Origin of the sequence: Parageobacillus toebii NBRC 107807 (genome assembly GCF_003688615.2) — a bacterium.
Taxonomy (GTDB): domain Bacteria; phylum Bacillota; class Bacilli; order Bacillales; family Anoxybacillaceae; genus Parageobacillus_B; species Parageobacillus_B toebii.
Window position 1 is genome coordinate 998,498 of sequence record NZ_CP049703.1, and the last position, 21,975, is coordinate 1,020,472.

11 protein-coding genes, 5 tRNA genes, 5 rRNA genes and 1 other annotated feature are annotated in these 21,975 nt (G+C 47.1%); all 21 genes read left to right on the forward strand.

Annotated elements, in window-relative coordinates; translation table 11 throughout:
- Window positions 1-52 precede the first annotated feature (52 nt).
- The 21 genes from DER53_RS05095 (at window position 53) to cysS (ending at window position 21,972) form a co-directional block, all read left to right on the forward strand.
- Window positions 53-2,987: ribosomal RNA gene (locus DER53_RS05095) — 23S ribosomal RNA — on the forward strand.
- 334 nt (window positions 2,988-3,321) lie between these two features.
- A 5S ribosomal RNA gene (rrf, locus tag DER53_RS05100) occupies window positions 3,322-3,438 on the forward strand.
- A 10-nt stretch (window positions 3,439-3,448) separates the two neighbouring features.
- A tRNA-Val gene (locus DER53_RS05105) sits at window positions 3,449-3,524 on the forward strand.
- 19 nt (window positions 3,525-3,543) lie between these two features.
- Window positions 3,544-3,616: transfer RNA gene (locus tag DER53_RS05110), tRNA-Lys, on the forward strand.
- A 99-nt stretch (window positions 3,617-3,715) separates the two neighbouring features.
- Window positions 3,716-3,792, forward strand: a tRNA-Arg gene (locus tag DER53_RS05115).
- 3 nt (window positions 3,793-3,795) lie between these two features.
- Window positions 3,796-3,869: transfer RNA gene (locus tag DER53_RS05120), tRNA-Pro, on the forward strand.
- A 12-nt stretch (window positions 3,870-3,881) separates the two neighbouring features.
- A tRNA-Ala gene (locus DER53_RS05125) sits at window positions 3,882-3,954 on the forward strand.
- A gap of 238 nt (window positions 3,955-4,192) precedes the next feature.
- Window positions 4,193-5,749: ribosomal RNA gene (locus DER53_RS05130) — 16S ribosomal RNA — on the forward strand.
- A 427-nt stretch (window positions 5,750-6,176) separates the two neighbouring features.
- Window positions 6,177-9,111, forward strand: a 23S ribosomal RNA gene (locus tag DER53_RS05135).
- Between the two features lie 130 nt (window positions 9,112-9,241).
- Window positions 9,242-9,358 (forward strand): 5S ribosomal RNA (gene rrf, locus DER53_RS05140).
- The 16S, 23S and 5S rRNA genes sit together here with 5 tRNA genes alongside, the layout of an rRNA operon.
- Window positions 9,359-9,583: 225 nt before the next feature.
- Window positions 9,584-10,045 (forward strand): CtsR family transcriptional regulator, encoded by a 462-nt coding sequence (locus DER53_RS05145; protein ID WP_012748854.1) that lies wholly within the window; start codon window positions 9,584-9,586, stop codon window positions 10,043-10,045.
- A 13-nt stretch (window positions 10,046-10,058) separates the two neighbouring features.
- The gene (gene mcsA, locus DER53_RS05150; RefSeq protein ID WP_062756079.1) at window positions 10,059-10,607 is read left to right on the forward strand and encodes a protein-arginine kinase activator protein McsA; all 549 of its coding nucleotides are present in this window, start codon (window positions 10,059-10,061) and stop codon (window positions 10,605-10,607) included.
- A 4-nt stretch (window positions 10,608-10,611) separates the two neighbouring features.
- Window positions 10,612-11,700 (forward strand): protein-arginine kinase McsB, encoded by a 1,089-nt coding sequence (gene mcsB, locus DER53_RS05155; RefSeq protein WP_062756078.1) that lies wholly within the window; start codon window positions 10,612-10,614, stop codon window positions 11,698-11,700.
- Window positions 11,700-14,135: an ATP-dependent protease ATP-binding subunit ClpC gene (gene clpC, locus DER53_RS05160; RefSeq protein WP_062756076.1), complete on the forward strand. Its 2,436-nt coding sequence runs from the start codon at window positions 11,700-11,702 to the stop codon at window positions 14,133-14,135. Before mcsB ends, clpC begins: the two co-directional genes overlap by 1 nt.
- A gap of 86 nt (window positions 14,136-14,221) precedes the next feature.
- Window positions 14,222-15,595 carry a DNA repair protein RadA gene (gene radA / locus DER53_RS05165; RefSeq protein ID WP_062756074.1) on the forward strand — a complete coding sequence of 458 codons (1,374 nt, stop codon included), beginning with the start codon at window positions 14,222-14,224 and terminating at the stop codon, window positions 15,593-15,595.
- A 111-nt stretch (window positions 15,596-15,706) separates the two neighbouring features.
- Complete coding sequence (locus DER53_RS05170; protein WP_012748859.1) at window positions 15,707-16,801, forward strand: PIN/TRAM domain-containing protein; 1,095 nt, start codon at window positions 15,707-15,709, stop codon at window positions 16,799-16,801.
- A gap of 23 nt (window positions 16,802-16,824) precedes the next feature.
- Window positions 16,825-17,511 carry a 2-C-methyl-D-erythritol 4-phosphate cytidylyltransferase gene (gene ispD, locus DER53_RS05175; protein WP_062756072.1) on the forward strand — a complete coding sequence of 229 codons (687 nt, stop codon included), beginning with the start codon at window positions 16,825-16,827 and terminating at the stop codon, window positions 17,509-17,511.
- Between the two features lie 16 nt (window positions 17,512-17,527).
- On the forward strand, window positions 17,528-18,004 hold the full coding sequence (gene ispF / locus DER53_RS05180) for a 2-C-methyl-D-erythritol 2,4-cyclodiphosphate synthase (RefSeq protein ID WP_062677077.1): 477 nt from the start codon (window positions 17,528-17,530) through the stop codon (window positions 18,002-18,004).
- A 114-nt stretch (window positions 18,005-18,118) separates the two neighbouring features.
- A complete protein-coding gene (gene gltX / locus DER53_RS05185; protein WP_062677078.1) occupies window positions 18,119-19,579 on the forward strand; it encodes a glutamate--tRNA ligase in 1,461 nt (486 codons plus the stop codon).
- 39 nt (window positions 19,580-19,618) lie between these two features.
- Window positions 19,619-19,851: a binding site (T-box leader), on the forward strand.
- Between the two features lie 71 nt (window positions 19,852-19,922).
- Window positions 19,923-20,594 carry a serine O-acetyltransferase gene (gene cysE / locus DER53_RS05190; protein WP_012748863.1) on the forward strand — a complete coding sequence of 224 codons (672 nt, stop codon included), beginning with the start codon at window positions 19,923-19,925 and terminating at the stop codon, window positions 20,592-20,594.
- On the forward strand, window positions 20,572-21,972 hold the full coding sequence (gene cysS / locus DER53_RS05195) for a cysteine--tRNA ligase (protein ID WP_012748864.1): 1,401 nt from the start codon (window positions 20,572-20,574) through the stop codon (window positions 21,970-21,972). The genes cysE and cysS overlap by 23 nt, the downstream gene beginning before the upstream one ends.
- Window positions 21,973-21,975 lie beyond the last annotated feature (3 nt).

Consider the following 21,975-nt stretch of genomic DNA (forward strand, 5'->3'; position numbering starts at 1 on the left):
CAGTGGAAGAAGCCGAGAAGCGAAGGCGGCAAGCATGAAGCTGTTTTCGCATGGTTAAGTTAGAAAGGGCGCACGGTGGATGCCTTGGCACTAGGAGCCGATGAAGGACGGGGCAAACGCCGAAACGCTTCGGGGAGCTGTAAGCAAGCGTTGATCCGGAGATGTCCGAATGGGGAAACCCACTGCCCGTAATGGGGCAGTATCCATACCTGAATCCATAGGGTATGGAGGGCACACCCGGGGAACTGAAACATCTAAGTACCCGGAGGAGAAGAAAGCAACCGCGATTCCCTGAGTAGCGGCGAGCGAAACGGGAACAGCCCAAACCAAGAGGCTTGCCTCTTGGGGTTGTAGGACCACTCACATGGGAGTTACAAAGGAACGGGGTAGACGAAGCGGTCTGGAAAGGCCCGCCAGAGAAGGTGACAGCCCTGTAGTCGAAACTTCGTTCCCTCCCGAGTGGATCCTGAGTACGGCGGGACACGGGGAATCCCGTCGGAAGCAGGGAGGACCATCTCCCAAGGCTAAATACTCCCTAGTGACCGATAGTGAACCAGTACCGTGAGGGAAAGGTGAAAAGCACCCCGGAAGGGGAGTGAAAGAGAACCTGAAACCGTGTGCCTACAAGTAGTCAGAGCCCGTTCATGGGTGATGGCGTGCCTTTTGTAGAATGAACCGGCGAGTTACGATGACGTGCGAGGTTAAGTCGAAGAGACGGAGCCGCAGCGAAAGCGAGTCTGAATAGGGCGTTAAGTACGTCGTCGTAGACCCGAAACCAGGTGATCTACCCATGTCCAGGGTGAAGGTAGGGTAACACCTACTGGAGGCCCGAACCCACGTACGTTGAAAAGTGCGGGGATGAGGTGTGGGTAGGGGTGAAATGCCAATCGAACCTGGAGATAGCTGGTTCTCCCCGAAATAGCTTTAGGGCTAGCCTCAAGGGAAGAGTCTTGGAGGTAGAGCACTGATTGAGCTAGGGGCCCTCATCGGGTTACCGAACTCAGTCAAACTCCGAATGCCAACGACTTATCCTTGGGAGTCAGACTACGAGTGATAAGATCCGTGGTCGAGAGGGAAACAGCCCAGACCACCAGCTAAGGTCCCAAAGTGCACGTTAAGTGGAAAAGGATGTGGAGTTGCCCAGACAACCAGGATGTTGGCTTAGAAGCAGCCATCATTTAAAGAGTGCGTAATAGCTCACTGGTCGAGTGACTCTGCGCCGAAAATGTACCGGGGCTAAACGTGCCACCGAAGCTGTGGGATGACCGTTGGTCATCGGTAGGGGAGCGTTCTAAGCGCGCCGAAGCGAGACCGGAAGGACTCGTGGAGCGCTTAGAAGTGAGAATGCCGGTGTGAGTAGCGAAAACAGAGGTGAGAATCCTCTGCACCGAAAGCCTAAGGTTTCCTGAGGAAGGTTCGTCCGCTCAGGGTTAGTCGGGACCTAAGCCGAGGCCGAAAGGCGTAGGTGATGGGCAACAGGTTGAGATTCCTGTACCACCTCCTCACCGTTTGAGCAATGGGGGGACGCAGGAAGGTAGGGCGAGCAGGCTGCTGGAATAGCCTGTCCAAGCGGTTAGGCTGCCAGATAGGCAAATCCGTCTGGCGCAAAGGCTGAGCCGTGATGGCGAAAGGACCATCGGTCCCGAAGTCCCCGATCCTACACTGCCAAGAAAAGCCTCTAGCGAGGTGAGAGGTGCCCGTACCGCAAACCGACACAGGTAGGCGAGGAGAGAATCCTAAGGTGCGCGGGAGAACTCTCGTTAAGGAACTCGGCAAAATGACCCCGTAACTTCGGGAGAAGGGGTGCTCTCTTGGGTGATGAGCCCGAGAGAGCCGCAGTGAAAAGGCCCAAGCGACTGTTTACCAAAAACACAGGTCTCTGCGAAGCCGAAAGGCGAAGTATAGGGGCTGACACCTGCCCGGTGCTGGAAGGTTAAGGGGAGCGCTTAAGCCGCAAGGCTGAAGGTGCGAACCGAAGCCCCAGTAAACGGCGGCCGTAACTATAACGGTCCTAAGGTAGCGAAATTCCTTGTCGGGTAAGTTCCGACCCGCACGAAAGGTGTAACGACTTGGGCACTGTCTCAACGAGAGACCCGGTGAAATCATACTACCTGTGAAGATGCAGGTTACCCGCGACAGGACGGAAAGACCCCGTGGAGCTTTACTGCAGCCTGATATGGAATTTTGGTATCGCTTGTACAGGATAGGTGGGAGCCTGAGAAGCCGGAGCGCCAGCTTCGGTGGAGGCGCCGGTGGGATACCACCCTGGCGGTATTGAAATTCTAACCCGCACCCCTTATCGGGGTGGGAGACAGTGTCAGGTGGGCAGTTTGACTGGGGCGGTCGCCTCCCAAAAGGTAACGGAGGCGCCCAAAGGTTCCCTCAGAATGGTTGGAAATCATTCGTAGAGTGCAAAGGCACAAGGGAGCTTGACTGCGAGACGGACAGGTCGAGCAGGGACGAAAGTCGGGCTTAGTGATCCGGTGGTTCCGTATGGAAGGGCCATCGCTCAACGGATAAAAGCTACCCCGGGGATAACAGGCTGATCTCCCCCAAGAGTCCACATCGACGGGGAGGTTTGGCACCTCGATGTCGGCTCATCGCATCCTGGGGCTGTAGTCGGTCCCAAGGGTTGGGCTGTTCGCCCATTAAAGCGGTACGCGAGCTGGGTTCAGAACGTCGTGAGACAGTTCGGTCCCTATCCGTCGCGGGCGCAGGAAATTTGAGAGGAGCTGTCCTTAGTACGAGAGGACCGGGATGGACGCACCGCTGGTGTACCAGTTGTCCCGCCAGGGGCACCGCTGGGTAGCTATGTGCGGAAGGGATAAGCGCTGAAAGCATCTAAGCGTGAAGCCCCCCTCAAGATGAGATTTCCCATCGCGTCAAGCGAGTAAGATCCCTCGAAGATGACGAGGTCGATAGGTCCGAGGTGGAAGCGTGGCGACACGTGGAGCTGACGGATACTAATCGATCGAGGACTTAACCAAGCGAAAAGCGGAGGCGAGCGCTTAGCGCCAAAAGGAAAATGTTCTTCCGACGAGACATGCTTGCATGTCGACGGAGGAAGGTTATTTTCCGCAAGTTGCGCCTGCGATTACTCGGCGCATGTCAGCGAAGATGCTTATTTAAGTAGCTGACACGCTGCGAGCCAGAGCTGGACAAAGCGAAAAGCGGAGGACGCTAGGAGCTAGACAACGGAAAAGCGGAAGCCGCCTATGCAAGACGGCTTCTTCCAAACGGACGGTTATCTAGTTTTGAGGGAATGAAATTTCCCTTGACAATGTCAATGATTGAACTATAATGGAACTTGTCCATTACTTGCCTAGTGACAATAGCGGAGAGGAAACACCCGTTCCCATCCCGAACACGGAAGTTAAGCTCTCCAGCGCCGATGGTAGTTGGGGCCAGCGCCCCTGCAAGAGTAGGTCGTTGCTAGGCAGTTTATTATGGAGGATTAGCTCAGCTGGGAGAGCACTTGCCTTACAAGCAAGGGGTCGGCGGTTCGATCCCGTCATCCTCCACCATTACTTATTACAGAATGATGAGCCATTAGCTCAGTAGGTAGAGCATCTGACTTTTAATCAGAGGGTCGGAGGTTCGAATCCTCCATGGCTCACTCTTTGACCGCGGGTGTGGCGGAATTGGCAGACGCACAGGACTTAAAATCCTGGGGTAGGTAACTACCGTGCCGGTTCGAGTCCGGCCCTCGGCATATGCGCTCGTAGCTCAATTGGATAGAGCATCTGACTACGGATCAGAAGGTTAGGGGTTCGAATCCTCTCGAGCGCGCCATTACGGGAAGTAGCTCAGCTTGGTAGAGCACATGGTTTGGGACCATGGGGTCGCAGGTTCGAATCCTGTCTTCCCGATTTAGAAAATATGGGGCCTTAGCTCAGCTGGGAGAGCGCCTGCTTTGCACGCAGGAGGTCATCGGTTCGATCCCGATAGGCTCCACTTATTCAAAAATTTAATGTTCTTTGAAAACTGAACAAAACGAAGCGTCCACGTAGAAAAGCTGAAGCGCCGCGATCAGCTCTCGAAGCCAAATGTTCTTCACCCGCTGAAGTGCTTGCACTTCGAGGGGGAAGGTTATTTGGCACAAGAGAGCTAGGCGCTGAAGCTGGACAATAAGAAAAGCGAAGGCGACTTGACACCTTCGGTGTCGGCGCCGAATTAAAGCCAATCAACTTTCTTTTTGGAGAGTTTGATCCTGGCTCAGGACGAACGCTGGCGGCGTGCCTAATACATGCAAGTCGAGCGGACCGAACGGGAGCTTGCTTCTGTTCGGTTAGCGGCGGACGGGTGAGTAACACGTGGGTAACCTGCCCGTAAGACCGGGATAACTCCGGGAAACCGGGGCTAATACCGGATAACACCAAAGACCGCATGGTCTTTGGTTGAAAGGTGGCTTTTGCTACCGCTTACGGATGGGCCCGCGGCGCATTAGCTAGTTGGTGAGGTAACGGCTCACCAAGGCGACGATGCGTAGCCGGCCTGAGAGGGTGACCGGCCACACTGGGACTGAGACACGGCCCAGACTCCTACGGGAGGCAGCAGTAGGGAATCTTCCGCAATGGACGAAAGTCTGACGGAGCGACGCCGCGTGAGCGAAGAAGGTCTTCGGATCGTAAAGCTCTGTTGTTAGGGAAGAAGAAGTACCGTTCGAATAGGGCGGTACGGTGACGGTACCTAACGAGAAAGCCCCGGCTAACTACGTGCCAGCAGCCGCGGTAATACGTAGGGGGCGAGCGTTGTCCGGAATTATTGGGCGTAAAGCGCGCGCAGGCGGTCCCTTAAGTCTGATGTGAAAGCCCACGGCTCAACCGTGGAGGGTCATTGGAAACTGGGGGACTTGAGTGCAGAAGAGGAGAGCGGAATTCCACGTGTAGCGGTGAAATGCGTAGAGATGTGGAGGAACACCAGTGGCGAAGGCGGCTCTCTGGTCTGTAACTGACGCTGAGGCGCGAAAGCGTGGGGAGCAAACAGGATTAGATACCCTGGTAGTCCACGCCGTAAACGATGAGTGCTAAGTGTTAGAGGGGTTAAACCCTTTAGTGCTGTAGCTAACGCGTTAAGCACTCCGCCTGGGGAGTACGGCCGCAAGGCTGAAACTCAAAGGAATTGACGGGGGCCCGCACAAGCGGTGGAGCATGTGGTTTAATTCGAAGCAACGCGAAGAACCTTACCAGGTCTTGACATCCCCTGACAACCCTGGAGACAGGGCGTTCCCCCTTCGGGGGGACAGGGTGACAGGTGGTGCATGGTTGTCGTCAGCTCGTGTCGTGAGATGTTGGGTTAAGTCCCGCAACGAGCGCAACCCTCGCCCCTAGTTGCCAGCATTCAGTTGGGCACTCTAGGGGGACTGCCGGCTAAAAGTCGGAGGAAGGTGGGGATGACGTCAAATCATCATGCCCCTTATGACCTGGGCTACACACGTGCTACAATGGGCGGTACAAAGGGCTGCGAACCCGCGAGGGGGAGCGAATCCCAAAAAGCCGCTCTCAGTTCGGATTGCAGGCTGCAACTCGCCTGCATGAAGCCGGAATCGCTAGTAATCGCGGATCAGCATGCCGCGGTGAATACGTTCCCGGGCCTTGTACACACCGCCCGTCACACCACGAGAGCTTGCAACACCCGAAGTCGGTGAGGTAACCCGTAAGGGAGCCAGCCGCCGAAGGTGGGGCAAGTGATTGGGGTGAAGTCGTAACAAGGTAGCCGTACCGGAAGGTGCGGCTGGATCACCTCCTTTCTAAGGATGATACGAAAAGCGAAGGCGACTGGTTAGCCCCGACAGGCGCTGGAGGGCTCGCGAGGAGGCTGTTGCCGCCGCAGCGAGACCGAAGCGGCCCGAGGGGCTAGGAGCCGAAGCTAGACAGTACGAAAAGCGGAAGCGCCGAGATCAGCTCTCGAAGCCAAATGTTCTTCACCCGCAGAAGTGCTTGCACTTCGAGGGGGAAGGTTATTTGGCACAAGAGAGCTAGGCGCTGGAGCTAGACAGCACGAAAAGCGGAAGCGGCTGCCCTTATGGGCTAGTCGGAAGTGGGCGCTTCGGGTTTGTTCAGTTTTGAGGGAACATGCTATATGTTCTTTTAAATAAATGTTGTTCCTTGAAAACTAGATAACCGATTGGAAGAAGCCGAGAAGCGAAGGCGGCAAGCATGAAGCTGTTTTCGCATGGTTAAGTTAGAAAGGGCGCACGGTGGATGCCTTGGCACTAGGAGCCGATGAAGGACGGGGCAAACGCCGAAACGCTTCGGGGAGCTGTAAGCAAGCGTTGATCCGGAGATGTCCGAATGGGGAAACCCACTGCCCGTAATGGGGCAGTATCCATACCTGAATCCATAGGGTATGGAGGGCACACCCGGGGAACTGAAACATCTAAGTACCCGGAGGAGAAGAAAGCAACCGCGATTCCCTGAGTAGCGGCGAGCGAAACGGGAACAGCCCAAACCAAGAGGCTTGCCTCTTGGGGTTGTAGGACCACTCACATGGGAGTTACAAAGGAACGGGGTAGACGAAGCGGTCTGGAAAGGCCCGCCAGAGAAGGTGACAGCCCTGTAGTCGAAACTTCGTTCCCTCCCGAGTGGATCCTGAGTACGGCGGGACACGGGGAATCCCGTCGGAAGCAGGGAGGACCATCTCCCAAGGCTAAATACTCCCTAGTGACCGATAGTGAACCAGTACCGTGAGGGAAAGGTGAAAAGCACCCCGGAAGGGGAGTGAAAGAGAACCTGAAACCGTGTGCCTACAAGTAGTCAGAGCCCGTTCATGGGTGATGGCGTGCCTTTTGTAGAATGAACCGGCGAGTTACGATGACGTGCGAGGTTAAGTCGAAGAGACGGAGCCGCAGCGAAAGCGAGTCTGAATAGGGCGTTAAGTACGTCGTCGTAGACCCGAAACCAGGTGATCTACCCATGTCCAGGGTGAAGGTAGGGTAACACCTACTGGAGGCCCGAACCCACGTACGTTGAAAAGTGCGGGGATGAGGTGTGGGTAGGGGTGAAATGCCAATCGAACCTGGAGATAGCTGGTTCTCCCCGAAATAGCTTTAGGGCTAGCCTCAAGGGAAGAGTCTTGGAGGTAGAGCACTGATTGAGCTAGGGGCCCTCATCGGGTTACCGAACTCAGTCAAACTCCGAATGCCAACGACTTATCCTTGGGAGTCAGACTACGAGTGATAAGATCCGTGGTCGAGAGGGAAACAGCCCAGACCACCAGCTAAGGTCCCAAAGTGCACGTTAAGTGGAAAAGGATGTGGAGTTGCCCAGACAACCAGGATGTTGGCTTAGAAGCAGCCATCATTTAAAGAGTGCGTAATAGCTCACTGGTCGAGTGACTCTGCGCCGAAAATGTACCGGGGCTAAACGTGCCACCGAAGCTGTGGGATGACCGTTGGTCATCGGTAGGGGAGCGTTCTAAGCGCGCCGAAGCGAGACCGGAAGGACTCGTGGAGCGCTTAGAAGTGAGAATGCCGGTGTGAGTAGCGAAAACAGAGGTGAGAATCCTCTGCACCGAAAGCCTAAGGTTTCCTGAGGAAGGTTCGTCCGCTCAGGGTTAGTCGGGACCTAAGCCGAGGCCGAAAGGCGTAGGTGATGGGCAACAGGTTGAGATTCCTGTACCACCTCCTCACCGTTTGAGCAATGGGGGGACGCAGGAAGGTAGGGCGAGCAGGCTGCTGGAATAGCCTGTCCAAGCGGTTAGGCTGCCAGATAGGCAAATCCGTCTGGCGCAAAGGCTGAGCCGTGATGGCGAAGGGACCATCGGTCCCGAAGTCCCCGATCCTACACTGCCAAGAAAAGCCTCTAGCGAGGTGAGAGGTGCCCGTACCGCAAACCGACACAGGTAGGCGAGGAGAGAATCCTAAGGTGCGCGGGAGAACTCTCGTTAAGGAACTCGGCAAAATGACCCCGTAACTTCGGGAGAAGGGGTGCTCTCTTGGGTGATGAGCCCGAGAGAGCCGCAGTGAAAAGGCCCAAGCGACTGTTTACCAAAAACACAGGTCTCTGCGAAGCCGAAAGGCGAAGTATAGGGGCTGACACCTGCCCGGTGCTGGAAGGTTAAGGGGAGCGCTTAAGCCGCAAGGCTGAAGGTGCGAACCGAAGCCCCAGTAAACGGCGGCCGTAACTATAACGGTCCTAAGGTAGCGAAATTCCTTGTCGGGTAAGTTCCGACCCGCACGAAAGGTGTAACGACTTGGGCACTGTCTCAACGAGAGACCCGGTGAAATCATACTACCTGTGAAGATGCAGGTTACCCGCGACAGGACGGAAAGACCCCGTGGAGCTTTACTGCAGCCTGATATGGAATTTTGGTATCGCTTGTACAGGATAGGTGGGAGCCTGAGAAGCCGGAGCGCCAGCTTCGGTGGAGGCGCCGGTGGGATACCACCCTGGCGGTATTGAAATTCTAACCCGCACCCCTTATCGGGGTGGGAGACAGTGTCAGGTGGGCAGTTTGACTGGGGCGGTCGCCTCCCAAAAGGTAACGGAGGCGCCCAAAGGTTCCCTCAGAATGGTTGGAAATCATTCGTAGAGTGCAAAGGCACAAGGGAGCTTGACTGCGAGACGGACAGGTCGAGCAGGGACGAAAGTCGGGCTTAGTGATCCGGTGGTTCCGTATGGAAGGGCCATCGCTCAACGGATAAAAGCTACCCCGGGGATAACAGGCTGATCTCCCCCAAGAGTCCACATCGACGGGGAGGTTTGGCACCTCGATGTCGGCTCATCGCATCCTGGGGCTGTAGTCGGTCCCAAGGGTTGGGCTGTTCGCCCATTAAAGCGGTACGCGAGCTGGGTTCAGAACGTCGTGAGACAGTTCGGTCCCTATCCGTCGCGGGCGCAGGAAATTTGAGAGGAGCTGTCCTTAGTACGAGAGGACCGGGATGGACGCACCGCTGGTGTACCAGTTGTCCCGCCAGGGGCACCGCTGGGTAGCTATGTGCGGAAGGGATAAGCGCTGAAAGCATCTAAGCGTGAAGCCCCCCTCAAGATGAGATTTCCCATCGCGTCAAGCGAGTAAGATCCCTCGAAGATGACGAGGTCGATAGGTCCGAGGTGGAAGCGTGGCGACACGTGGAGCTGACGGATACTAATCGATCGAGGACTTAACCAAGCGGAAAAGCGTAGGCCGCCTATGCAAAACGGCTTCTTCCAAACGGACGGTTATCTAGTTTTGAGGGAATGAAATTTCACTCTTGACAAGCTTATTTGTTTGGATATAATAATATTTGGCTGATAACTTGCCTAGTGACAATAGCGGAGAGGAAACACCCGTTCCCATCCCGAACACGGAAGTTAAGCTCTCCAGCGCCGATGGTAGTTGGGGCCAGCGCCCCTGCAAGAGTAGGTCGTTGCTAGGCAATGTAAAAAGAAGCATGCCTTTCATTAAGGCATGCTTCTTTTTTTCTATATTTGCTTACCCTTTCCTTTTATTACCTAAAATCATGTTTCATTTTCGAAAAAAAAGGAAATCATATGACTAGCCATTTTTGTGAGTGACCCTTGCATTTTTTTATAATAAACTATATAGTAGAAGTAAGGTCAAATATAGTCAAAGTCAACTTGGTTTGTAAGGAGGAGGTAGAGTGCCAAACATTTCTGATATTATTGAGCAATATTTAAAACAGGTATTAAATATGAGCGGTAAAGACATTGTGGAAATCAAAAGAAGTGAAATTGCTGATAAATTTCAATGTGTTCCCTCACAAATTAATTATGTTATTAATACAAGATTTACGCTAGAGCGAGGATATATTGTTGAGAGTAAGCGCGGTGGCGGTGGTTACATCCGCATTATGAAAGTGAAAACAAAAAGTGAAGCACAGTTAATTGATCAACTGTTAGAATTAATCCAGCATCGGATTAGTCAATCAAATGCGGAAGATATTATTGATCGTCTTGTCGAGGAAAAAGTAATTACCGAACGAGAAGCAAAGATTATGCTAAGCGTAATGGACCGTTCTGTATTATACATCGATTTGCCCCAACGTGATGAATTGAGAGCACGCATGCTAAGAGCGATGTTGATATCGCTAAAATATAAGTAGGGAGGGGATAAAGTTGATATGTCAGGAATGCAATCAAAGACCGGCAACAGTGCATTTTACGAAAATTATAAACGGCGAAAAAACCGAATTTCATCTTTGCGAACAATGCGCTCAAGAGAATAGTGATATGTTTATGTTTTACGGAAATGATGACTTTTCCTTTAATAATTTATTAGCTGGCCTGCTTAATTTTTCATCTCCAATGAAAGAAATGACGTCAAGCCCGTTCCAAAGCACCGATATTTTACAATGCGAGAAGTGTGCAATGACTTATCATCAGTTTACAAAAACAGGTCGTTTCGGCTGTTCAAACTGTTACCGCACATTTGCTAGATATTTACCACCAATATTAAAAAGACTCCATAGCGGAAATACAACCCATGCTGGAAAAATACCGAAACGAAAAGGTGGAACACTCCATCTGCGCAAGCAAATTGCTATGTTAAAACAAAAACTGCAAGAACTGGTGGCGAGAGAAGAATTTGAAAAGGCGGCAGAGGTTCGTGATCAAATTCGCTCTCTTGAATATCAGTTGCATCAACATCGAGGGGGGGAGATGTAGTTATATGTCGTTTGAGAAGTTTTTTAATACGGCGGTCAGTTCTTGGATGAGTCAAGAGGGGCCTGATTCTGATATCGTGTTAAGCAGCCGTATCCGTTTAGCAAGAAACATTGTTGATTTTCAGTTTCCAACAGTATTTAACAATGAGGAAGCACAGCAAATTGTTTCATTGTTTGAGCAAACATTTGCTCATCGTTTTTACCCGTCTGTCGGTCGTTTTGAATTGTTAAAAATGTCAGAGCTTCAACTGATTGAAAAAAGGGTATTGGTAGAAAAGCATTTAATTAGCCCGCATTTGGCAGAAGATTCTCCTTTTGGGGCGTGCTTGCTTTCAGAAAATGAAGAAATAAGCATTATGATTAATGAAGAGGATCACATTCGTATTCAATGTTTATTTCCTGGTCTTCAATTAACAGAAGCGTTAAAAGTGGCTAATGAGCTTGATGATTGGATTGAGGAACATGTCAATTATGCGTTTGATGAAAAACTCGGATATTTAACAAGCTGTCCGACAAACGTTGGAACAGGGATGCGCGCTTCTGTTATGATGCATCTCCCGGCTCTCGTTTTAACACAGCAAATAAACCGCATTATTCCAGCAATCAACCAACTAGGATTAGTAGTACGCGGAACATATGGAGAAGGCAGCGAGGCGTTAGGTAACATTTTCCAAATTTCAAATCAAATTACATTAGGAAAGTCGGAAGAGGATATTGTGGAAGATTTGAAAAGCGTTGTTCAACAATTAATTGCCCAGGAAAGAATGGCGAGGGAGACATTAGTCAAAACTTTAAACATACAATTAGAAGACAGAGTATTCCGTTCTTATGGGATATTAGCAAATAGCCGTGTTATTGAATCTAAAGAAGCAGCGCAATGTTTGTCTGATGTACGTTTAGGAATTGACTTAGGATATATTAAAAATATTTCGCGCAATATTTTAAATGAGCTGATGATTTTAACTCAACCTGGATTTTTACAACAGTATGCAGGCGGCGTGCTAAGACCGGAAGAACGGGATGTTCGACGGGCGGCATTAATCCGCGAACGTCTAAAAATGGAAGAAAGAAAAGCGATGGAGGGTGATGAATAATGATGTTTGGAAGATTTACGGAGCGGGCGCAAAAAGTATTGGCGCTAGCTCAAGAGGAAGCAATACGCCTTGGCCATAATAACATTGGAACGGAACATATTTTATTAGGTTTAATTCGCGAGGGGGAAGGAATTGCAGCAAAAGCATTAATGGCTTTAGGGCTTGGGCCAGAAAAAATTCAAAAAGAGGTAGAATCGTTAATCGGTCGCGGCCATGAAGTTTCCCATACGATCCATTATACGCCGCGTGCGAAAAAAGTAATTGAACTATCGATGGATGAAGCGAGAAAGCTTGGCCATTCCTATGTAGGAACAGAACATATTTTACTAGGTCTTATTCGTGAAGGTGAAGGAGTTGCGGCCCGCGTACTTAACAATTTGGGAGTAAGTCTTAATAAAGCGCGCCAACAAGTGTTGCAACTGCTTGGAAGCAATGAGTCTGTTTCCGGTCATTCAGGAGGCGGTGCTTCACACGTAAGTACACCAACATTAGACAGCTTAGCTCGCGATTTAACGGCGATTGCTCGTGAAGGAAGATTAGACCCTGTTATTGGCAGAAGCAAGGAAATTCAGCGCGTTATTGAAGTGTTAAGCCGTCGTACAAAAAATAACCCGGTGTTAATCGGAGAACCTGGGGTTGGGAAAACAGCCATTGCTGAAGGTCTTGCGCAACAAATCGTAAATAATGAGGTTCCAGAAACACTCCGCGATAAGCGAGTAATGACGTTAGATATGGGAACGGTAGTAGCTGGTACAAAATACCGCGGTGAATTTGAAGATCGTCTGAAAAAAGTGATGGATGAGATTCGTCAAGCAGGAAATATCATTCTCTTCATTGATGAGCTCCATACGCTTATTGGCGCAGGTGGTGCAGAAGGTGCGATTGACGCATCGAACATCTTGAAGCCAGCGCTTGCCCGTGGGGAGTTGCAATGCATTGGTGCGACTACATTGGATGAGTATCGGAAATATATTGAAAAAGACGCGGCATTAGAACGTCGTTTCCAACCAATTTACGTCGATGAACCGACGGTAGAAGAATCGATTCAAATTTTAAAAGGATTGCGCGATCGCTATGAAGCGCATCACCGTGTATCTATTTCGGATGAAGCAATCATTCAGGCAGTAAAATTATCTGACCGCTATATTACTGACCGTTTCCTTCCAGATAAAGCAATCGATTTAATCGATGAGGCTTGTTCGAAAGTTCGCCTTCGTTCGTTTACTGCTCCTCCACAATTAAAGGAGCTTGAGCAAAAACTTGAGGAAGTACGCAAAGAAAAAGATGCTGCTGTACAAAGCCAAGAATTTGAAAAAGCTGCTTCCTTGCGTGATATGGAACAACGTTTACGTGAAGAATTAGAAGAAACGAAACGCGCGTGGAAAGAAAAACAGGGTCAGGAAAACTCTGAAGTAACAGTGGAAGACATTGCGATGGTTGTATCAAGCTGGACAGGAATTCCTGTGTCAAAACTTGCGCAAACAGAAACAGAACGATTATTGAAACTAGAAGAAATTTTACATTCCCGCGTCGTTGGTCAAGATGAAGCAGTAAAAGCAGTTGCCAAAGCAGTTCGTCGTGCACGCGCTGGATTAAAAGATCCGAAACGCCCGATTGGCTCGTTCATTTTCCTCGGTCCAACTGGTGTTGGAAAAACAGAATTAGCAAGAGCGCTTGCAGAAGCGATGTTCGGTGATGAAGACGCACTTATTCGCATCGATATGTCGGAATATATGGAGAAGCACTCGACATCTCGTTTAATCGGTTCGCCTCCTGGCTATGTCGGATACGAGGAAGGCGGTCAACTAACGGAAAAAGTGCGCCGCAAACCGTATTCGGTCGTGTTGTTAGATGAGATGGAAAAAGCGCATCCGGACGTATTTAACATTTTGCTGCAAGTGTTGGAAGACGGGCGTTTAACTGATTCGAAAGGAAGAACGGTTGATTTCCGCAATACGATTATCATTATGACATCGAACGTCGGTGCGGATGCGTTAAAGCGGAATAAATACGTCGGCTTTAATATCCAAGATGAAGATCAGAAGTATAAAGACATGAAAGGAAAAGTCATGGACGAGTTAAAGAAAGCATTTCGTCCGGAGTTTTTAAACCGAATTGATGAAATTATTGTCTTCCATTCACTTGAAAAACAACATTTAAAAGAAATTGTAAAACTAATGGCAGAACAGCTTGTAAAACGCTTAAAAGAACAAGATATCGATTTAGAGTTAACGGATGCGGCCATTGAAAAAATTGTTTCCGAGGGATATGATCTAGAATACGGTGCTCGTCCATTGCGTCGCGCGTTGCAAAAACATGTAGAAGATCGTTTGTCGGAAGAGCTGTTAAAAGGAACGATTGGCAAAGGGCAAAAAGTCATTGTAGACGTAAAAGACGGAGAGTTCGTCGTTTTATCAGAGCAAGCGGTGATGTAATTGGCGTTTTCTTGATGGAAGGTATGCGGCGGCTCACTGCCCATACCTTTTTGTTTCAACGATGAAAAAGAAAGGGTTTTCTAGCGATGGGGAAAAAGAAAACAAAGTTTGTTTGTCAAGAATGCGGTTATGAATCAGCGAAATGGCTTGGAAGATGTCCAGGATGCAGTACATGGAATTCGATGGTCGAGGAAATTGAGCGGACAAAGCCAATGACAAGAGGAGTGTTTGTGCATTCCACGGATGATATCATCTCAAAACCAGTTCCAATTACTACCGTGACCACAACGCAAGAGCCGCGCATACAAACGAATATTTCTGAATTTAACCGCGTATTAGGTGGGGGAATTGTGAAAGGTTCGCTCGTTTTAATCGGTGGGGATCCAGGCATTGGAAAATCAACGCTTCTTTTGCAAGTTTCTGCGCAACTTGCTGCTATGCAACATAAAGTATTATATATATCCGGCGAAGAATCCGTAAAACAAACGAAATTGCGCGCTGACCGCCTTCACATTGCTTCCGACCAATTGTATGTATTAGCGGAGACGGATTTGGAATATATTGCAGAAGCAATCGAAAATGTTCGCCCCGCTTGTGTTGTGATTGATTCGATTCAAACGATTTACCGTGCAGATATTACGTCCGCACCAGGAAGTGTATCGCAAGTCCGTGAATGTACAGCGGAACTGATGAAAATTGCCAAAACAAAAGGAATTGCCATTTTTATTGTCGGCCATGTAACGAAAGAGGGAGCGATTGCCGGTCCAAGAATTTTAGAGCATATGGTGGATACGGTTCTTTATTTCGAAGGAGAACGTCACCATACGTATCGTATTTTACGGGCGGTGAAAAACCGTTTCGGCTCCACAAATGAAATTGGTATTTTTGAAATGAGAGATTCAGGACTTATCGAGGTCGAAAACCCTTCAGAAGTGTTTTTAGAAGAACGTTCCCGAGGGGCGGCAGGTTCAACCGTTGTCGCAGCAATGGAAGGAACTCGTCCTGTATTAGTCGAAATTCAAGCATTAGTATCTCCAACGAGTTTTGGCAACCCGCGGCGGATGGCAACAGGAATCGACCATAACCGTGTTTCTTTATTAATGGCTGTATTGGAAAAAAGGGTCGGCCTGCTTTTACAAAATCAGGACGCTTACTTGAAAGTGGCAGGGGGAGTAAAATTAGACGAGCCAGCGATTGATTTGGCGATTGCCGTAAGCATTGCCTCAAGTTTCCGCGATCAGCCAACCAACCCGTCCGATGTGATTATCGGCGAGGTCGGTTTAACTGGGGAAGTACGCCGTGTTTCCCGTATTGAACAACGGGTGCAAGAAGCAGTAAAATTAGGGTTTTCTCGCATCATTATTCCTAAAAACAATTTAGCAGGATGGAATCCGCCAAAACATATAACCGTGATCGGTGTGTCCCACGTTGCCGAGGCACTTGAACATACGTTGCAGTAAAATTTACAAGTACATGTCAAATATTTAAAAAATATTAAAAACTATGTTAAAGATTGGTTTCAAACATTGGAAACTGTTTATAATGTTAAATAGGGAGGTGAAAATAAAGAAATGGTAAAACGGATCGTTCAGTTGTTTTTTCTTGTTGTTGGAGGAACATTAGGTGTTGTTTTCTTGCCAAATTTGTTGCGCCTTATGAATATAAGCGACATTTCATTATTAAATAATTCATATACATTAGCGGTATTAGGAGCACTTATTTTCTTTATGATGACTTTTTGGCTAGTAGATTATATTGTAGATATGATTCGCTGGGTCGAGGAATCGCTCGTTAAAGTGCCTGTTGCTGATCTTTTATTTGGCAGTTTAGGGCTTATTTTCGGCCTTATTATTGCGTTTTTAGTCGTCATGCCGCTGCAATCGTTTCAGTTTCAAGTCGTCAATACGGTGCTGCCAATATTTTTGACGATCCTGCTTGGTTATTTAGGATTTCAAGTCGGATTTAAAAAACGGCATGAATTAATGAATTTATTTTCTCTTTCCAATCGAATGGCAAAGAAAAAGGGGACAGAAGAAGAGACCGGCTTATCAAAAGACAGTCCTGTAAAAATTTTAGACACAAGTGTAATTATTGATGGCCGAATTGCGGATATTTGCCAAACAGGTTTTTTAGAAGGAACGATTGTCATTCCTCGTTTTGTGCTTGAAGAATTGCAACATATTGCAGATTCATCTGATGTGTTAAAACGCAATCGTGGCCGACGTGGACTTGACATTTTAAACCGCATTCAAAAGGAATTGGACATGAAAGTGGAAATTTATGAAGGTGATTTTGACGATATTCAAGAGGTAGACAGTAAGCTGGTGAAGTTGGCAAAATTAACATCAGGTGTTGTCGTCACGAATGATTTCAATTTAAATAAAGTATGTGAGCTGCAAAATGTGCGTGTCCTTAATATTAATGATTTAGCGAATGCGGTGAAACCGGTTGTTCTCCCTGGGGAAGAATTAAACGTTCATGTGATCAAAGATGGCAAGGAGCACAATCAAGGTGTGGCGTACTTAGATGATGGAACAATGATTGTCGTGGAAGACGGAAAAGATTATATAGGCAAACGGGTTGACGTATTGGTGACAAGCGTGTTACAAACATCAGCAGGGAGAATGATTTTCGCGAAGCTAAAGCTATTGCAAAAAGCGTTATAAACGAATGAGTAGGGGAAACAGCGATGATGTATGAGGTAGTCATTCCTGCAGCCGGGCAAGGAAAGCGAATGAAGGCAGGAGTTAATAAACAATTGATTGAACTTCAAAACGAACCGCTAATTGTGCACACATTAAAAGTGTTTGAAAACGATGAATGGTGCCGTGGTATTATTGTTGTGATTAATGAAGCGGAAAGAACACAGTTTGAACAATTATTTTCTCGTTTCCATATTAAAAAAATCACTGCGATCGTAAGCGGTGGAAAAGAGCGACAACATAGCGTGTACAATGGACTGAAAGCGGTGAAAAATGGGGATATTGTGCTTATTCATGATGGTGCGCGTCCGTTCGTTACTATAGAGCACATTCATGAATTAGTAAAAGAAGCGAAGGAACACGGTGCGGCAATTCCGGCTGTGCGCGTTAAAGACACTATCAAAAAGGCGCGCGATCAGTTTGTTGAGGAAACGGTGGAACGCTCTAGCTTGTGGGCTGTACAAACTCCACAAGCTTTTCATGTTTCTCTCGTTTTAAGGGCACATGAGCAGGCACAAAAAGATGGTTATATTGGCACAGATGATGCAAGTCTTGTAGAGCGAATTGGCGGGAAAGTAAAAATTGTCGAAGGCGATTACCGCAATATTAAATTAACGACACCGGATGATTTATTATTTGCTGAAGCGATTTTATCAAGTTGGGTAATTTCATAACGAGAGGGGTAACTACATGTTTCGCATTGGTCAAGGATTTGATGTTCATCAGCTTGTCGAGGGCCGTCCCCTCATCATTGGAGGCGTTCGCATTCCATACGAAAAAGGGTTGCTCGGCCATTCCGACGCCGATGTATTGTTGCATGCGGTCGCAGATGCATGTTTAGGAGCAATTGCTGCAGGTGATATTGGCAAGCATTTTCCAGATACCGATGACTGCTATAAGGACGCTGATTCTGCGCTATTATTAAAACAAGTATGGGAATTAGTCAAGCAGCAAGGATACGAACTTGCTAATCTCGATTGCACGATTATCGCACAAAAGCCAAAGATGGCGCCACATATTGAGCAAATGAAAGAAAACATTGCGAATTTGTTAGAAGGAGAACTGTCACAAGTCAATGTCAAAGCAACAACGACGGAAAAGTTAGGTTTTACTGGCCGAGAAGAAGGAATTGCTGCTCAAGCGGTCGTATTATTGCAAAAAAAATAAAATAAACATCATATTGCTTACTTGTATAGCCTCAAACAATCCATTTTGAACTTTGCTCATATAAAATGTACAATAGTGGTACAAGTTTGATTAGATATTGGAGGGTTATTGACGATGTCACAAGAAGTGAGAGTGCGATACGCACCGAGCCCAACCGGTCATTTACATATTGGCGGTGCAAGAACGGCGTTATTTAACTATTTATTTGCTCGTCATCATAATGGAAAATTTATTGTACGTATTGAGGATACGGATATCGAACGAAACGTAGAAGGTGGCGAACAGTCGCAGTTAGAAAACTTAAAATGGTTAGGCATTGATTATGACGAGTCGGTGGATAAAGACGGCGGATACGGTCCATATCGCCAAACAGAACGTCTCGATATATATCGTAAATACGTGAATGAACTTTTAGAAAAAGGATATGCGTATAAATGTTTCTGCACGCCAGAAGAGCTGGAAAAAGAGCGGGAAGCGCAAAGAGCGGCAGGGATTGCAGCACCGCAATATAGCGGAAAGTGCCGCCATTTAACGAAAGAACAAGTCGCACAATTGGAAGCAGAAGGAAAGCCGTATACGATTCGTGTAAAAGTACCTGAAGGAAAAGTATATGAATTTGAAGATATCGTACGTGGAAAAGTGACGTTTGAATCAAAAGATATTGGCGATTGGGTCATTATGAAAGCAAACGGCATCCCAACATACAATTTTGCTGTTGTTATTGATGACCACTTAATGAAAATTACCCACGTGTTCCGCGGTGAAGAACATTTATCGAACACGCCGAAACAGTTAATGATTTACGACTATTTCGGGTGGGAGCCGCCGAAATTTGCTCATTTAACGTTAATTGTAAATGAGAATCGCAAAAAACTTTCAAAACGTGATGAATCGATTATTCAATTTGTTTCTCAATATAAAGAGCTTGGCTATTTGCCAGAAGCGTTGTTTAACTTCTTTGCACTATTAGGATGGTCACCAGAAGGGGAAGAAGAAATTTTCTCGAAAGAGGAACTCATTCGTATTTTTGATGTTTCCCGATTGTCCAAATCACCATCGATGTTCGATACGAAAAAGTTGACATGGATGAATAACCAATATATTAAAAAATTAGACTTAGACCGATTAGTGGAAATTTCATTGCCGCACTTGATTAAAGCCGGCCGCCTGCCAGAACAAATGAGTGAAGAACAACGTCAATGGGCGCGTGATTTAATTGCATTATACCAAGAACAAATGAGTTATGGAGCGGAAATTGTAGAGCTATCGGAGTTGTTCTTTAAAGAAGACATTGAGTATAATGAAGAAGCGAAAGAAGTGTTAGCTGGCGAACAAGTCCCTGATGTGTTAAAAACATTTTTAGAAGAAGTGAAACAGCTTGAGCCGTTTACGGCAGAAAATATTAAAGCGGCAATTAAATCGGTGCAAAAAGCGACAGGACAAAAAGGGAAAAAATTGTTTATGCCGATTCGCGTTGCGGTAACAGGGCAAACACACGGCCCGGAACTGCCATTTGCGATTCAATTATTAGGAAAGGAAAAAGTTATAAGCCGATTAGAAAAAGTAATTCATTAACCTTTTTATCCGTTTTTCATATAGTAAAAATAAAATATAGAAAAAGCGTTGACGAGGAGAAGTAGAAAACATTGGCATTCCAGAGAGAATCACCTTGGCTGGAAGTGATTCATGACCGATGTTTTTGAAATGCCCCTCGGAGCCTCCTTTCGAACCAGAGCAGAGACGTTCTGTAGTAGATAGGAGCGGAGTTTCTCCGTTATCAGATTGGAGTGAGCTAAACGAATCGTTTAGCTAAACAGAGTGGAACCGCGCCTAGAAGCGTCTCTGTGTCATTGGCACAGAGACGCTTTTTTCATAGATGTACTTTCCGCAAATTTGATGAAAGTGGAGGGAGGATCATATGTTTAAAACACTTAAGGAAGATATTGAGGTGATTTTTGAGCAAGATCCAGCAGCAAGAAGCTATTTAGAAGTTATTTTAACATACTCTGGCCTTCACGCGATTTGGGCGCACCGTATTGCTCATGCATTATATAAGCGTAAATTTTACTTTCTTGCCCGCCTTATTTCGCAAATTAGCCGCTTTTTTACAGGCATTGAAATTCACCCGGGAGCGAAAATCGGCCGCCGCTTTTTCATCGATCATGGCATGGGTGTGGTGATTGGCGAAACATGTGAAATTGGAGATAATGTAACTGTGTATCAAGGTGTAACATTAGGAGGAACAGGGAAAGAAAAAGGAAAGCGCCATCCAACGATTAAAGACAACTGCTTAATTGCAGCAGGTGCGAAAGTGCTCGGTTCCATTACGATTGGAGAAAACTCAAAAATCGGAGCAGGTTCTGTTGTGTTGAAAGACGTTCCACCGAACTCCACGGTTGTTGGCATTCCGGGACGAGTGGTTGTCCGCAATGGTGTGAAAGTGAAAAAAGACTTAAATCATACGGACTTGCCAGATCCGGTTGCCGATCGCATTAAAGAGTTAGAAGCAGAAATTGCAAGATTGCGTGAAGAAATTGAAAGCTTAAAGAAGGAAAGGAAGGTCGAAGATGAGCAGCATTCGACTTTATAACACGTTAACAAGAAAAAAGGAACTGTTTGAACCGTTAGAACCGAATAAAGTAAAAATGTATGTATGCGGTCCAACCGTATATAACTATATTCATATTGGGAACGCCCGCGCCGCGATTGTGTTTGATACGATTCGCCGTTACCTAGAGTTTCGCGGTTATGAAGTGAAATACGTCTCCAATTTTACGGATGTGGATGACAAGTTAATTAAGGCGGCGCGCGAATTAGGAGAAGATGTGCCGACAATCGCGGAGCGTTTTATTCAAGCGTATTTTGAAGATATTACAGCGCTTGGATGCAAAAAAGCGGATGTTCATCCACGCGTAACGGAAAATATAGATACGATTATTGAATTTATTCAAACATTAATCGATAGAGGTTATGCATACGAAGTAGACGGGGATGTGTACTATCGTACAAGGAAATTTAAAGAATATGGAAAACTCTCGCATCAATCTATTGATGAACTAAAAGCGGGAGCGCGCATCGAAGTAGGGGAAAAGAAAGAAGATCCGCTTGATTTTGCGTTATGGAAAGCGGCAAAAGAAGGCGAAATTTGCTGGGATAGCCCGTGGGGAAAAGGGCGTCCGGGATGGCATATCGAGTGCTCGGCAATGGCGCGTAAATATTTAGGGGATACGATTGATATTCATGCCGGTGGTCAAGATTTGACGTTTCCTCATCATGAAAACGAAATTGCACAATCAGAAGCGTTAACAGGAAAACCGTTTGCGAAATATTGGCTTCATAACGGATATTTAAATATTAATAACGAAAAAATGTCAAAATCGCTAGGTAATTTTGTGCTCGTTCACGATATTATCCAGCAAATCGATCCGCAAGTATTACGGTTCTTTATGCTTTCTGTTCATTACCGACATCCGATTAACTATAGTGAAGAATTATTAGAAAGCGCGAAAAAAGGATTGGAACGGTTAAAAACGTCCTATTTTAATTTAAAACATCGATTGCAAAGCAGCACGAACTTAACCGATGATGATGATCAATGGCTTGCGCGCATTCAAGAGCAACATGAGGCATTTATTCGGGAGATGGACGATGATTTTAACACAGCCAATGGGATTGCCGTGTTATTTGAGCTATCGAAACAAGCGAACTTATATTTGTTGGAAAAAAATACGTCCGAACGCGTCATTCATGCATTTTTGCGTGAATTTGAACAGCTGTTAGATGTACTGGGTATTACGTTGCAAGAAGAGGAATTATTGGACGAGGAAATCGAAGCGCTTATTCAAAAGCGGAACGAAGCGAGAAAAAATCGGAATTTTGCTTTAGCGGATCAAATTCGTGATGAATTAAAGGCGAAAAACATTATTTTAGAAGATACGCCGCAAGGTACGAGATGGAAAAGAGGATAAGAT